Annotated in this window: 12 protein-coding genes; all 12 read right to left on the reverse strand. The window is 48.1% G+C overall.

Annotated elements, in window-relative coordinates; genetic code table 11:
• Positions 1 to 59: 59 nt before the first annotated feature.
• The gene (locus QQ055_RS09940; protein WP_286004628.1) at positions 60 to 884 is read right to left on the reverse strand and encodes an ABC transporter permease; all 825 of its coding nucleotides are present in this window, start codon (positions 882 to 884) and stop codon (positions 60 to 62) included.
• Positions 885 to 1,727 carry an ABC transporter permease gene (locus QQ055_RS09945; RefSeq protein WP_285962878.1) on the reverse strand — a complete coding sequence of 281 codons (843 nt, stop codon included), beginning with the start codon at positions 1,725 to 1,727 and terminating at the stop codon, positions 885 to 887.
• Complete coding sequence (locus tag QQ055_RS09950) at positions 1,724 to 2,671, reverse strand: ATP-binding cassette domain-containing protein (protein WP_069965707.1); 948 nt, start codon at positions 2,669 to 2,671, stop codon at positions 1,724 to 1,726. The genes QQ055_RS09945 and QQ055_RS09950 overlap by 4 nt, the downstream gene beginning before the upstream one ends.
• Positions 2,672 to 2,883: 212 nt before the next feature.
• On the reverse strand, positions 2,884 to 3,960 hold the full coding sequence (locus tag QQ055_RS09955; RefSeq protein WP_286004629.1) for a glycosyltransferase family 2 protein: 1,077 nt from the start codon (positions 3,958 to 3,960) through the stop codon (positions 2,884 to 2,886).
• A 161-nt stretch (positions 3,961 to 4,121) separates the two neighbouring features.
• Positions 4,122 to 5,159 (reverse strand): glycosyltransferase family 2 protein, encoded by a 1,038-nt coding sequence (locus QQ055_RS09960; RefSeq protein WP_286004630.1) that lies wholly within the window; start codon positions 5,157 to 5,159, stop codon positions 4,122 to 4,124.
• Positions 5,160 to 5,184: 25 nt separating this feature from the next.
• Positions 5,185 to 6,468 (reverse strand): lipopolysaccharide biosynthesis protein, encoded by a 1,284-nt coding sequence (locus QQ055_RS09965; protein ID WP_286004631.1) that lies wholly within the window; start codon positions 6,466 to 6,468, stop codon positions 5,185 to 5,187.
• Positions 6,469 to 6,562: 94 nt separating this feature from the next.
• On the reverse strand, positions 6,563 to 7,549 hold the full coding sequence (locus tag QQ055_RS09970) for a glycosyltransferase family 2 protein (RefSeq protein WP_283357997.1): 987 nt from the start codon (positions 7,547 to 7,549) through the stop codon (positions 6,563 to 6,565).
• Positions 7,550 to 7,587: 38 nt separating this feature from the next.
• Positions 7,588 to 8,877, reverse strand: coding sequence for an O-antigen ligase family protein (locus QQ055_RS09975; protein WP_286004632.1), 1,290 nt, complete (start codon positions 8,875 to 8,877; stop codon positions 7,588 to 7,590).
• 20 nt (positions 8,878 to 8,897) lie between these two features.
• A complete protein-coding gene (locus QQ055_RS09980; RefSeq protein ID WP_069965713.1) occupies positions 8,898 to 10,349 on the reverse strand; it encodes a GumC family protein in 1,452 nt (483 codons plus the stop codon).
• Between the two features lie 57 nt (positions 10,350 to 10,406).
• Positions 10,407 to 11,474: a polysaccharide biosynthesis/export family protein gene (locus QQ055_RS09985; protein WP_285962873.1), complete on the reverse strand. Its 1,068-nt coding sequence runs from the start codon at positions 11,472 to 11,474 to the stop codon at positions 10,407 to 10,409.
• Positions 11,475 to 11,647: 173 nt separating this feature from the next.
• Positions 11,648 to 12,928 carry a glycosyltransferase gene (locus QQ055_RS09990; protein ID WP_286004633.1) on the reverse strand — a complete coding sequence of 427 codons (1,281 nt, stop codon included), beginning with the start codon at positions 12,926 to 12,928 and terminating at the stop codon, positions 11,648 to 11,650.
• Positions 12,929 to 13,034: 106 nt separating this feature from the next.
• Complete coding sequence (locus QQ055_RS09995; RefSeq protein ID WP_286004634.1) at positions 13,035 to 13,736, reverse strand: acyltransferase; 702 nt, start codon at positions 13,734 to 13,736, stop codon at positions 13,035 to 13,037.
• Between the last annotated feature and the right edge of the window lie 37 nt (positions 13,737 to 13,773).

Consider the following 13,773-nt stretch of genomic DNA (forward strand, 5'->3'; position numbering starts at 1 on the left):
CTCCCCATCCCCCCACCTTCTCCCCCACTCAGCACTCAGCACTCAGCACTTTACACTCTCTAGGCGCTGCGATGCTGGTAAGAACGGATGGCTAGGAAACCGAAGACGATTGTAATAGCCAGACTCCAAGCTAGAGTGATAAGGATGTGCTGAGTGGCTGGAATTCCGCTAGAAAGACCTCGGAGGGCTTGGGCGGCGGAAGAGACGGGATTGAGTTGCACGAAGGGTTGCAGCCATTCGGGGAACCCTTCTATGGGAACGTAGCCAATGCTGAGGAAGGTTAGGGGAAGCAGCCAAGGGTTCATGGAAATTTGGACGGATTCGGGGGCTGTCACTCTTACCGCAATTAACATGGCAATCCAAGCAAAGGAAATCGCGAACAGGGGGGCGAGTAGCAGAAAGCCGAGGGTGGCGAGAATTCCGGCTTGAAAGCGAAAACCCAGGAAATGACCAACCAGTACGATCGCGATCGCCTGAATGAATAATCGCCCAAATCCACCCAAAATGCGACTAGCGATGACGGTAGAACGAGCAATCGGGAGGGTTCGCAAGCGGGTATCCATCCCTGTATCCAGGTCATTATACAGGGCAACGCCTAAACTAACGGTGCTGAACAATAGGCCCTGAAGGACGCTGAGGGGTACCAGAAATTGAGCATAGTCTGCATAGTTACCCCCCGGAACGACGACTCTAGAAAATCCGGCGGTAAAGATAACCATTAAAAAGATCGGGAAGGCTGTTGCGCCTAAAATAACGGCGGGGTTGCGTCGATCTAACAGGAGATTGCGCTGTGTTAAGACGATAACATCGTGCAGCGATCGCCCTAAGCCCCCTTCGCGTCGGGTGGCGACAATTTGGCGAATTTGAGCAGGAGAATTCGGCATTTAAGACAGTCCCCGATACAGTCGAACGGCAATCAAGGATAATAAAACCAGCAATCCGGTTAGCCACAGCAAGCTTCCCCCAGCCGGAACCAGCAGATCCTCTCCCCTAGAAGAAAAGGCTCTGAGGGCGGCGGCGGTATAGCTGACGGGCTGATGTTGCACAAACGGTTGCAGCCAGGAGGGGAAGTTTTCCGCCGGGGTAAAGCCGTTACTTAATAGCAGAAAAGGCGCGTAGGGAACGATTAACAGCGATTGGACTAAATCGAGTTGGCGGACTTTCAGGGCTAAAGCAGAGTATCCCGCGATCGCAGTAGCCGCAAATAAAAGCGCGATCGCAAAATAGGCAATTACCGATAAAATCCCGGTTTCAAACCGAAAGCCGTAAATATGGGCAAACACTAATAAAATAGCCGTGGCGATCGCTGCCCGTATTAAGTAAGCAATCATCAACCCGCCTAGAATAGCCACCCGCGAAATCGGCATCGATCGACAGCGTTGTAACATCCCGCTTTGTACATCTTTCGTGAGTGTCACGGCTGCTCCCATTGCCGTAAAAAAGATTGCCTGTAAGGTAATAATCGGGACGAGGTATTGAATGTAATCAATCCCTTGGGCCGACATAAAACGCCCAAAGGCAAATAGAAAGCAGCTTAAGAAAATAATCGGGAACAGTAAAACCGAAACAATTGCTGAGGGAGTGCGGGTGAGGCGAATTAAATTTCGCCACCCAATCGTTAAACTATCCCGAATGGCGCTTTCCAACCCTGACTCGCGGCGAGTCGCAACCATCTGCTTTGCCCTAGAGGAGATATCAGCGCTCTTGTCGATCGCATCCATGCTCATGATTTCGTATTTGCGTCCTCAGTGGTATGACCCGTCAATTCAAAAAACACATCATCTAAACTCGGCCGCCGTAGGGAAATATCGGCCAGCGTCACTCCGATCGCATCCATGCGGCGCACCACATCGATCAGAGTCGCCACCCGATCCGGTGCGGGGAGTGCAAGCGTTCCATCCGCAGGACATTGATGCAACTCGCCTAATTCTTGTCTGACTTTTGCTTCGTCTCTGGGATCGGCGAGGCGAATTTCGCAATACGTCCCCCCGACGCGATCTTTTAACTCATCTGCTGTTCCTTCTGCGATCGCTTCCCCGCGATCGATCACCACAATGCGATCGGCCAGTTCGTCCGCTTCTTCTAAATATTGCGTGGTTAAAAAGATGGTAATCCCGCGCTGTTTCAACTCGCGCACCACATCCCAAAGCTGCTGGCGACTGCGCGGATCGAGTCCGGTGGTGGGTTCGTCGAGAAACAGAACCAAAGGTTCGGCGACAATACTCGCCGCTAAATCTAAACGCCGTCGCATCCCGCCCGAAAACTCTTTAACGCGGCGGTTTCCCGCTGCCATTAAGTCAAACTGTTCGAGTAATTCCGTGGCGCGTTTGGCGGCGTCGTGGTGAGAAAGGCGCAACAGTCGCCCAAATAAGATTAAATTTTCGCGGGCGGTCAGTTCTTCGTCAACAGCGGCAAATTGTCCGGTAACGCTAATTAAAGCCCGCACGGAAGCTGGATCGCGGATGATATCGTAGCCTGCGATCGCAGCTTTCCCAGCATCGGGTTTAATTAAAGTGGTCAGACAATTAATGGTGGTCGTTTTTCCCGCGCCGTTCGGTCCTAAAACGCCCAGAACCGAACCTGCTGCCACCGATAGATTAATACCGCGTAGGGCTTCAGTGTTCCCAAATCGTTTTTTGAGTCCCTGAACCTCTACCATCAGGTCATTCATCACTATTTTGCATCCTTTGCGATCGGTCTGAGGGTTTGTTCAAGGCCCCCTATGTTGACAAATTTTAGAACTTGCTGCGGGATTCGTTTAGATACGATCGGCTGATTTCTAAGGATGCTCAACAACAAACAGCAGATTTCCAGCCAGAGGGAAATCTGCTATAGCTGTCCTCAGTAAGGTTAGGACAGACTGAACGGCTCAACGGATGAGACTCACTCAGCACTTTGCGGGTAGCGTTCTAAGAATTGCGACTGCGACATTTCTAACTGAGCAATCGGGTTTTGAATGATGCGGCGTTCCTGATTTTTACCCGTACGCTTGAGCGCCCATTCTTCCATTGTGCGATAGAGTCCTTGGGGCAGCAACCACAGCAAATAGGCTGCACCTGCCGTGAGAATCGTTCGCCGGGGTTCATCAATCAGAATGCGCCAAGAGGTTGCGATCGCCTGATGAAAATACTTAACCGCTTGTCCCCCATCCCGGAGGCGCACTGCTCGGCGCGCCAAAAAGCGTAACTGATACGCCAAAGCCGGTTTTGCATATTGTTCTGTCACCTCTGGTGCATAAACGCGGGTTTTTTCAATCACGCGCAGCATTGACTCCAACTGGCTATCTAACTTAGTCGAGCCACCCATTCCATGAATGCGGTATTGAGTAAGCGCCTCCGGAATGCCTTCAAAAGCCCACTCAGTTTTAATCGACATTCGCAGCCAACATTCCACATCTTCAATGTGGCGCAAGCTCGGATCGAAATAGCAATCCACCCCACCTTCTTCCCAATTTTCTTGATACTTGATTTCTTCAAATACCTCTTTGCGGATGACAGGCGTTGAGCCATTCCCAACCGGGTTGCGGCAGAAAATCAAACCGGGCGTAATATTTTCAGTCTTAGAAATCTGATAAATACCTAAAGACTTACCCTGTTCGTCAATAAACACCGAATAACTATAACTTACCCCAACATTAGGAGAAGAATCTAAATGCTTAACATGCTTTGCTAATTTTTCAGGAACCCAAATATCATCTCCATCCAAAAGCGCAATATAGTCTCCGGTTGCTTGACGAATTCCGGCATTGCGAGCGGCTGAAATTCCCTGATTTTTCTGATGGATAATTTTGATGCGCGGATCGTTTAACTGCTGACAGATTTCAATACTGCGATCGGGCGACTCATCATCAACAATCAGAATTTCAAACTCTTGATAAGTTTGATTCAAAACCGACTGCACGGTTTGCAGAATGTATTTCTCAACCCCATAAACGGGAATAATAACAGAGACTTTTTTCATCGGTAAATGGGAGACTTTATAAGGAGCTGAATGTCAATTCTCAAGCCGTTGGGTGGGAATCCTCCAGGGAAAATTTCTGACCCTTCACTTGACACACATTTAATGCCCATTAGCTTAACTGGAAGACTTCCAGCTTTTCCTACTCCCAAAGTCCGATTTTTTTAAAATGCTTGTTGGGTTCGATCCTTTAGGATGCGTTGCTGTTGGGTTTTTCCAGTTAATTTGGCTCCTAGGGACTCAACTTGAGAGTAAAGCGGCTTAGGTAAGAGCCAGAGCAGGTAGGCGGCGATTAGGGTTAGGATGGTGCGTCGCGGTTCTTCCAGTAGAATGGGCCAGTAAGCTGCTAAAGCGCGATGCATGAGCGCTACCGCTTGGGAACCATCTTTCAAGCGTACCGCACTTCGAGCTAAGTATCTATACTGATAAGATTTTGCTAACTTTTCCCAACGCTCGATAACTTCTGGCGCATAGGATCGGGTTTTATCTAGAACCTGTTCCCAAGACTCTAGTTGCTTCAGTAAATTTGCAGAGAGTCCGCCAGAATTCACGCGATACAGCGTCAAGGCTTCCGGAAGGCCTTCAATTTTCCATTGGGTTTGCAGAACAATCCGCAACCAGCACTCCGTATCCTCCGAACGGCGGAAGCGATCGTCAAAATAAAAGTCTTCAACGCTGCCGTGCAGGTTATCCTGAAACTTAATATCCTCAAGGGTTGCGCGACGAATGACAGGCGTTGAACCATTGCCAAGCGGACTGCCCCGCAAGAGATCGACAACCGTAATATCACGGAGTTTGGGCATTAAGTAGGTACCGAGAGACTCGCCATATTCGTCAATAAAAGCCGAACGACAAAAACTGACACCCACCTCCGGAGACTGTTCGAGATGAGCGATTTGTTTTTCTAATTTATCGGCTAGCCACAAGTCGTCCCCATCTAAGAAGGCGAGATACTCTCCCTGAGCGTGGCGAATCCCTGTGTTTCTGGCTCCCGCAAGTCCCCGGTTCGCTTGGCTGACAATTTTGATGCGCGGATCGTTAAACTGCTGGCAAATTTCCACGCTGCGATCGCGAGAGCCATCATCGACAATAATTAGCTCAAAATCCGAGTAAGTTTGATTGAGAACCGATTGCACGGCGGCGGCGATATATTTCTCAACGCCATAAACCGGGATGATCGCGGAAACAGTTGGGTTAGTCATGGTAGTAGTCTCAATAGAGAAAAGATTAATCTTGAGCAGTGACAACCGCACGCTTATGAAAAACGTGATAGCTAGCCCAGAGGGTATACAGCGGCAAGCAAATGGTGTGAACCAGGAAAACTGCGATCGCAACGCCTAACGCCTGCCAACTCACCCCCACTAACAGCGCTGCGGTAAAAGTAAGGGTAAAAATGACATTCCACCGTAAATCAATATGCGGCTTATCCACCGCAATTAAAAGCTGAGAAGCCGCATCTGCAAACGGTCTAGGAATCGCAGACAAACACACAAAGATTAAAATGGGAATCGCGGGAACCCACTTCTCACCAAACACAATCGGCACGTAGAAGGGCGCTAAACTAGACTGAAGCAGCACCAAAGGGATAATCGCCACTGCAATTCCTTTAAGGCTCTTAAAGTAGCGATGTCTAAACCGCTCCCATTCAGCCCGTACTGCACACAAGTGGGGCAGCAACGCGGAATTGAGAGCCATAATAATACTCAAACTAATCCCCAACCCCGCATTAAACGCAAAATAATACAACCCCAACTGCTCAATGCTAATGAAACGCCCCACAATCAAGTAATCGAGGTTATTTCTCAGGGTTTTCAGCATTTCCACCCCTAAGATATTGCGCCCAAAGTTAAACAACTCATCCCAGTGTTTAGTCGTAAATCCGGAAGTGGGTTGCCAGCTATGATTGGAGCAGTAAATATAAACCCAAATGGGCGCAACCAAAACTCCAGGTAGCACAATTGCCCACATCCCAAAGCCAAAAAACGCCAGCACCCCCGATAGAATATTACTGATTGAGTGTTGAATCGTATTGTTGAGCGCAGTCACCTCTAAACGATTCTCCCGATGAATCAGGGCATACTGAACGGAAGAAAGCGGCAAAATTAAATAAACCAGTCCAGAAGCACAAATCGGCAAAATTAAGCTGTTATCGTTGTAAAACCAGGCGACAGGAAACGCCGCCAAACACTGGGCAACGAATACCCCAAAAAAAATCAGCCAATTGAGCCAATAAGCTGAGTTACAAAGTTCCTCTAGGTTTTCTGGATCGGCCTGAATAATTTTGAGTCCAATCCCCACGCGCGTAAACACCTGAGTAAACTCGCGCACCGTTAAAACAATCGCAGCCAGTCCATAATCATATTCCGTTAAAAACCTCGCTAAGATAACCGTTGCACCCAGGCGAATGACACGATTAATGAATTCAGATCCACCCAACCAGCCAACATTTTGAACAAACTTGCTTTGGAATTTGTTCTTAACTTTACCAATCAGTGCTTGTACGAAGTTCATGTATTTTGCATTTCAAAATTTGTACAGGATTTTCCTGCGCGCTCAAAGAGGAAATCGCTCAAGTCAGACGCTTTAATACAGAGATTGGCAGAATCTAGTCTTGGCTAGCTGCGGGTATCGCCTGAGTCGAAGAATCAGGAAAGAGTTTCTTGAGAAACTGAGAAAACTGGACTGCCAATTGATAAGGCAGCAAGCGCAGTAGCAAAACTTTGAACAGCAGTCGTTGAGTTTTGCGTTCTAATAGGAATTGTGGATACAACTGTAAGGCTTTTTGTAACTTTTGACTAGCTTGCTTTACGCCTTCTTCATTAGAAACATGGGCAATACAAAGTTGCGATAAAAAACGATAGGTATGCGCTAAACTGCGATTCTTGAGGGGTTGTAGTTCTGCGGGTGCAGCCGCAAATGCTGTTTCTGTAACCTTAAGAATATAAGTTTCCATCACATCCACTTTAGAAGTCATGGATTGGGAGGAACGGCGATAGAGAATTTGATACTGAGGCACTAACGCAAACGGACATAGCGCTGCAAGCCGAATATAATAATCCCAATCCTCAGCCGATTTCAAAGTTGGATCGAATTTTCCTGCCGCTTCAATATATTGGCGACGAACTAAGATATTTGAGCCGCTAGAAATAAAGTTACATAAGAGTAGATCGGGATAAACATTCCCCTGAAAGTAAAGGGGTTCCCAGGCGTATAAAAAATCGCTATTTTCATCAATAAATGCCGTCCAGCTATAGGCTACTCCGGCTTCGGGATTGGCTTGTAAGGCTGCCACTTGCGTTTCTAGTTTATCGGGCGTCCATAAATCATCGGCATCAATAAAACTTAGATATTCCCCAGTTGCGCGCTCAATTCCTCGATTTCTGGCAACGGGCAATCCCCCATTTTCATAAGAAAAAACCTTTAAGCGCGGGTCGTCAATTTTACTTAAAATTTCTAGCGTATTGTCTTTAGAACCATCATTGATAACAATAATTTCCAGGTCTTTTAAAGTTTGCTTTTGAATTGAATCAATGGTTTCTAAAATCGTTTTCTGGGCGTTATAAGCTGGAATAATGACAGAAACAAGGGGCATAATGCGTTAACCTCTAGTTAGGATTGATACATCGCTATTTAACTTAACTCGACGCGAGTTAACTCCTTCGGCGTTTTGTCTGTTTCTAAGGGGGGCAACTCTTCATTTAAGGTAATACCAATGACGACCAAAGCCGGCCAGGTAATATAAGCCAGCGCCTCTAAATTTTCTCCAAAGGAGTACGCAAAATAAACTAAGAGTAAGCTTAAAGAAACGCGAGCGGTATGGCTGCTTTGGGCGCGGATAAAAACTTCAATAAAAGTCCACATCATGGCACAAGCAAAGGCAATAAAACCGACAATTCCATGTAAAAATAGCAGACCGAACCAATGATGGTGGGAACCAATCGGCATCTGTTCGACGACGCGAGGGCCTCTGGGATCGATAATGCCTCTCCCCCAAATTGGGGCTTCTGTTCGCCACCGATAGAGTGTAATATTAGCTAAATCTGCTCTAACCTGGGAAGAGGCCGCTCGCTGACCGTCAAAGTCTCTTCTAAAGTCTTCTAAGAAAATAATCAGGCGCGGCCCAAATAAACCAGCAACGAAACTGGCAGCGCCTGCGCCACCGAGTACCAGAGGCTGAGAAACCCTGGATAAAAACCAACTCGCAATGGGAACAACAACTAAACAGATATTGGAGAGTCGCGACGCCGAAACCCATGCCATTGCTGCTGCACCCACTGCCCCCAGGAAGCGCCATTTTTTACTCGGATCTGCCCAAGCCAGAAAAAAGTATAAACTGCCAATTAACCCTAATGCAGGGGCCCAAGGTGCAAATAAATACAGCCGATCGGTACTCCAAGGATAGAGGAAGACTTTATAAAAAATATCGGCCCCTCCAACTCTGGCTAAGGGTGAGGTGTAGAGGTCTCCAGGAATCCCGGCGGCTTCAGCAACAAAAGCCACCAGAATAAAAAAGATGCTTTGCACGCAGAGGATGGAGATGGCTCGATAAACAAGTTGAGGGCGGATTTTGAGACAGCCAATCAGGGGAAACAGGGCAAATAAGACCCAGGTTCGACCATATAAGTTAATGGTGGTTTTGATAATTCGCCCCAATCCCATATGGAAGTCTAGGTGACTGCCAATGATGGTGATTTCAATCACTAAAATGGCAATAATCCAAACCCAGACGCCTAGCGGAATTTGAATGCGTTCTGATTCTGGTGTTTCTTCAGTTTGGTTCCAAATTTTGTAGATTGCATAAAATCCTAAGCCCCAAGCTACCATTGAGGCTAAAATATGCTGGGCACCTATAAAGTAAAGGACATAGGTGCCAATAATGTAGTACCAGACGACTTTTTCTTCTAAGTTCTGAGGTTTCATTGGGGTTTTAGCCAGCCCACTTAGATGTTTTTCTGCAAGTCGAGGATTTCAGAGCGAGATTGAGTGTTGAGTTGGGCAGATTCGGGATGGATGAATTCAACTTTTTCGGTTTGTTGTTTTAATTGGCGACGGCGGCTAACGGCTCGCTGACGCAACCACAGGGCAAATAAGCCCGTGTTGATGAAGAGCATACAGAGGGCCGCACCGAGGAAGACCAGTTTTTTATTGGGAGAACTTTGCCCATCGGGAAGGCTAGGGTCTGTGAGCAGTTGAATCCGGGGGTAGGAGCCGAAAATATTGCTGCGACCTGCATCTAGACTCGCTAGGGTGGAGGAGAAGACGGCTTCAGAGATTTGCAGATCGCGTCTGAGGGCGTCTAGGGTGGTGCTGTATTGCGCTAAGGTACCGAGTCGCTGTTCGAGTTGCAGAATTTGTTCGGTTAGTTCCTGGGCCCCGGCTTGCAGACCTTGTTGATCGACTTGGACTTGCACGAGGGATTGAAAGAGGGTTTCTCTGGCGGAGGCTCCCATTGTGCTGCTACCCAGGTTGAGTTGAGCGAGGGTTACTTGGTCGGCGGGACGCCCTAGAAGCTCTTGGCTGCGCTCAAACATAGCGGCTTGAGCTGCTTCTTGGCGGCGACGCTCTCGGACGACGGTAGGGTGGTTGGGGCCATACCGGGCGGTGAGGACGTTGAGGGTGGAGGTGGCTTCGCTGTAGTTTTGCCGATATTGATCGAAGAGTTGATCGGCTTTGAGGACGAAGGCGTCGTTAGCTTGAGAGGCGCTGAGTTGCAGTTCGGTGGAGAGTTCTCGCAGGCGAGCGGTGGTTTGTTGTTGTTGGGCGATGAGTTCGGCTCGCTGGCGGCGCAGTCCTTCGATGTTAACTGAGAGTTGAGTAACTTGTTCGTCGGAGGCGAGTCCGGTTTGAGCCTTGTATTCTGAGAGGCGTCGCTGGGATTCTTCGAGTTTTTGTTGGGCGTTGCTGAGGGCGGCGGCGACGCTGGCATCTCGTTCGGTAGCTTCTTGAATTCTGAGCTGATCGAGTCGGGATTCAAAGGCGCGGTAATGGGCGATCGCTTTATTGTAGGCCTCTTGTGGCGTGTCTCCGTTCATCTCGAAGGTCATGAGGGTGGTATTTCCCACGACTTCGATCCGGGGTCTGCCGAATTCGCCTGGTAAAAGGTTAATAGATTCGGCGGCGGTGTTCCGGACGGGATCGCTGGAGGCAATAAATCTATAGTTTTCTCTGGGGTCGCCTGCTTGACCGTCGTAGGGCGATCGCACTTGGGAATAAGCCCCCCCAATCCCCGGCAGGTTAATGTTGGTGGATGAACCCAGAGAGGGTAAGGTGACGGCCCAGGTGCTGGTATAGGTTGGAGGTGTGGTTTCTAAGTAGTAGTAAGCAGCCCCTCCAACGGCAGCATTGGTGACTAATCCCAGAAATATATAAGGTAGCCAGCTTACTCGCTTCATAAGATCGACTCTCAAAACTTGGGTGTGACGGCGGAAATCCTCTTCACTTAGAGGTCACTATTGACCAAATATTCGGCGTAGCAATAATTCAATACCCGAAATTGGATTCAGAATCGTGCCAATTGTACTAAAAATACTGGTCACGTTCGTTACGGTTGAATCATAACAAACCAAGCCATCGTCCGGCATTAAGAAAGGGTTGTCCTGGTTATCGGTAGACTCTCTCACCAGTTCTTCGACAGAGCGATCGAGAACGCGAGTCTGTCCTGTGGTTCGGTCTGTTTGAATCAGGGTGGCTCGCCGTCTGGCATTAATTGCGGTGGTACCGCCGACGCATTTTCCAGCAATGACGGCGTGGGAAAAGCGGGAACCGTAGGCAACTTGTTGCACCTGGACGTTTCCCCCAAAGTTAGGAAGCGATAGGTTAGACAGAAAGACGGGGATGGCCTGGGGAGTAATTTGGGAAGGACGCACCAGTTCGCTTTGAATAATTTCTCGCTCTGGGATAATGATGCGATCGCCTGCAATCAGGGGAACGTCATCAAGCAGTTCGCCTGTAAAGACACCAGAGACATCAATCACTTGCTCTATCCCTCCCCGAATTAAGCGGACGTTGATGATGTCGGCTTCGGGGCGAATGCCTCCCGCCGCTTGGATGGCGACGGTGAGGTAGCGGTTGGGGGGATAGCTGCCAGTCAAAGGCACAATCGGGGGGTCGTCTCCACCCGCTTGACGCGGGTTGATAAGATAGCGGCCGGGTTCAAAGACGGCTCCGGATACGGTAACTTGTACGGGTGCCCATTCGATGATGCTGACGCTGACGCGTAAAAAGTTCGGTTGAAAGAAGCCTTCGTTAATGAGGAGGCGCGTCAGTTGTTGCTGAACTTGAGGGAGTTCTAACCCGACGACGGGAACGGGATCGATAAACGGGAGTTGCAGGGTGCCATCGAGGTTGACTTCATAAACGCCACTGAAGCGATCGGTCTCCGGAAGCCCTTCATCGGCGGGGATATTAATCCGCAGGCGATCGCCTGGAGATAACGGTAGGGCCCAACTAGGCAGCGCGATCCCGACTGTGGCGATCGCTGTAACCAATGCCGAAACAATTAATTTGGCGCGAAACATTGACGCATCCGATCTCTTGAAGTTTAATTCATCAATGGTCAGGAAGTTTTCACTCTCAATGCGTGAGGGAGATTCTTCATCTTTAATAGTCTATGCTGAAAGTCACCCCCCTTCATCTATATCATGAGATAGAAATTTGATGGGATGGGTTCATTTTTGACAAATTTCATCTCCTAAGCTAGGGCTTTTTCAAAGGACTGCTTATACAGTTGTGCAATATCTTCCCAGGTGAGGACAATCTGTTTTTCTTTGAGTAGAGAATTTTGCAAATCAGAAAGCAGACGAGATTCGCGATCGCTAAGTTCCTCAAAACTGGGTAAATCTTGAATAAAGCGATGGTAACTTTCTGAACTGTTCTCTACAAAAAATCCATATTGTCCCCCATCGAGTAAGTGATTCATGCGATCGCAAGGAATAGTAATCGCAAGCCGCCCGCACGCTAAATATTCGCAAACCTTCAAACTGGCACTGGTAAACTGGTTATCCGGAAAGAGTCCCTTATTATAAGGAGCAACGCACAAATTGGCCGCATTAATATAGCGGGCTGCTTCTGCTTGGGAAACCCTCCCTGTAAAGACCACAGGCGAATTCCAAGTCTTTGCAATTTCCTCTAGTTCTTGGCGACTGACGCCATCTCCAACCATATAGAGAACGGTTCGAGGGTTGCGTTCTCGACCCAAGGCTTCAATCAGATAAGCAGGTTCTTGAATAAACCGATTGAGCGACCCGACATACGTCAATACAAAAGCATCTTGAGGAATTCCCAATTGCTCTCGACAAACTGTTCGATCTTGCGGATAAAAAACTTGCGGATCGATGCCGTTAGGAATGACATCAACGGGTTGATTGGGGAGTAAATCGCCTTGGGATTGAAGATAGTTTTTGAGTTGTTCGGTTTCGCCGACAATTCGGGTTGCATTCTTTGTCCAACGCTTGCGGAGGATGGGACGCGCTTTGTGATAACCGATTGCTAGAGTTTGATTCAATAACTGAGTTGGGTTATTTAGCTTCCAGAAGGGGGTCGTTTTTTCCGGGAAGTTGAAAACCGCCTCTGCAACAACAATCGTCGGAATATCATACTCCGAAAAAGCTTGGGCTAATACCCCCAGAAAGGGCCATTCCTTCTCAATGACTAGATCGAAATCTTTCGCATGTTCAGATGTAAACTTTTTCAGTAGTCGCTGATACTTAAATAATCTCAGATAATCCGGCGGGCTAAAGTAGATATTTTTGTTGTTTTGCTCGCGTTCTGATAAATTTTGGGAGTCTAAAAACGTTAAGAACGAATATCCTGCTAGAGGTTCTTCTAAATTCTTCCGAAAAGCTAGACTTACTTCAAAATCTTGGCTCAGATACGGCAGAAGGGGCAACGTACCTAGAATGTAAGGAGAATAATGAACGTAATGAAGACCGGGAAATGCAATACAAATTCGAGGTTTATGAGAAGTTGTCATCACAAAAGAGGAGGAGTTGCACTTGCTTCCCCTAGAGTTTAACAACTTTTAATGGTGAGAGAGAAAAGGGAACGTACAAAATTTGAACTGAATAACCGAATTCTCTTTAAATTGGGGCTTGTAATGACGGTAACTCAGAAGGTTTTTTTCGCCAGGAAACCACTTTAGCAGGTACGCCAACCGCGATCGCATAGGGGGGGATATTCTTAGTGACGACTGAACCCGCGCCAATGACGCTACCTCGACCAATCGTAACTCCATCTAACACTTTCACTCCGCACCCTAACCAACAGTCATCTTCAATCGTAATTCCCTTGTAGGTTGCGCCTTGCAGGATAATCGGGGTATCGGGTTCAGCAAACGCATGATTATTGGCATAGATGCCGCAGTGGGAAGCAATTAAACAATCTTCTCCGATAGAGAGGGTCTGACCCGATAGACAAGTGTAGGGGCCAATATAAGTGCGATCGCCAATGCAAATATTACCTTGAATGTGAGTTTTCACCATTACCCCCATATCCAAAGACACCTCATTTCCCAGGCGAATCCGACCCCTAGGGCCATGATTTCTTAAGCTTGCGCCGCGATCGAGTTTAACCCCATGACCCAACTCAATCCCCTGGGCGCAAATGAATTCGACCCCAGGATTAATCCGAACCGAGCGACCCAAGCGACCAAAAATGAAGCGATAAACAACTTGACGGAGAAGGCGACCGATGGATAGCGGCATCCAACCCACTAGCGCAATCAGAAAACCTTCTCCCTTAACCGATTCTGCTGCTTCAGACGAACGATTGGACTTACTCATAATCGTATAGAGGCGATCGCAATTTCTCAGATATTCC

The organism is Geitlerinema calcuttense NRMC-F 0142 (genome assembly GCF_030285425.1).

What these genes read in the sequence shown, in the direction of transcription:
- QQ055_RS09940 (WP_286004628.1), bottom strand. Translation starts at nt 884, where the DNA reads ATGCCGAATTCTCCTGCTCAAATTCGCCAAATTGTCGCCACCCGACGC.
- QQ055_RS09945 (WP_285962878.1), bottom strand. Translation starts at nt 1,727, where the DNA reads ATGAGCATGGATGCGATCGACAAGAGCGCTGATATCTCCTCTAGGGCA.
- QQ055_RS09950 (WP_069965707.1), bottom strand. Translation starts at nt 2,671, where the DNA reads ATGAATGACCTGATGGTAGAGGTTCAGGGACTCAAAAAACGATTTGGG.
- QQ055_RS09955 (WP_286004629.1), bottom strand. Translation starts at nt 3,960, where the DNA reads ATGAAAAAAGTCTCTGTTATTATTCCCGTTTATGGGGTTGAGAAATAC.
- QQ055_RS09960 (WP_286004630.1), bottom strand. Translation starts at nt 5,159, where the DNA reads ATGACTAACCCAACTGTTTCCGCGATCATCCCGGTTTATGGCGTTGAG.
- QQ055_RS09965 (WP_286004631.1), bottom strand. Translation starts at nt 6,468, where the DNA reads ATGAACTTCGTACAAGCACTGATTGGTAAAGTTAAGAACAAATTCCAA.
- QQ055_RS09970 (WP_283357997.1), bottom strand. Translation starts at nt 7,549, where the DNA reads ATGCCCCTTGTTTCTGTCATTATTCCAGCTTATAACGCCCAGAAAACG.
- QQ055_RS09975 (WP_286004632.1), bottom strand. Translation starts at nt 8,877, where the DNA reads ATGAAACCTCAGAACTTAGAAGAAAAAGTCGTCTGGTACTACATTATT.
- QQ055_RS09980 (WP_069965713.1), bottom strand. Translation starts at nt 10,349, where the DNA reads ATGAAGCGAGTAAGCTGGCTACCTTATATATTTCTGGGATTAGTCACC.
- QQ055_RS09985 (WP_285962873.1), bottom strand. Translation starts at nt 11,474, where the DNA reads ATGTTTCGCGCCAAATTAATTGTTTCGGCATTGGTTACAGCGATCGCC.
- QQ055_RS09990 (WP_286004633.1), bottom strand. Translation starts at nt 12,928, where the DNA reads ATGACAACTTCTCATAAACCTCGAATTTGTATTGCATTTCCCGGTCTT.
- QQ055_RS09995 (WP_286004634.1), bottom strand. Translation starts at nt 13,736, where the DNA reads ATGAGTAAGTCCAATCGTTCGTCTGAAGCAGCAGAATCGGTTAAGGGA.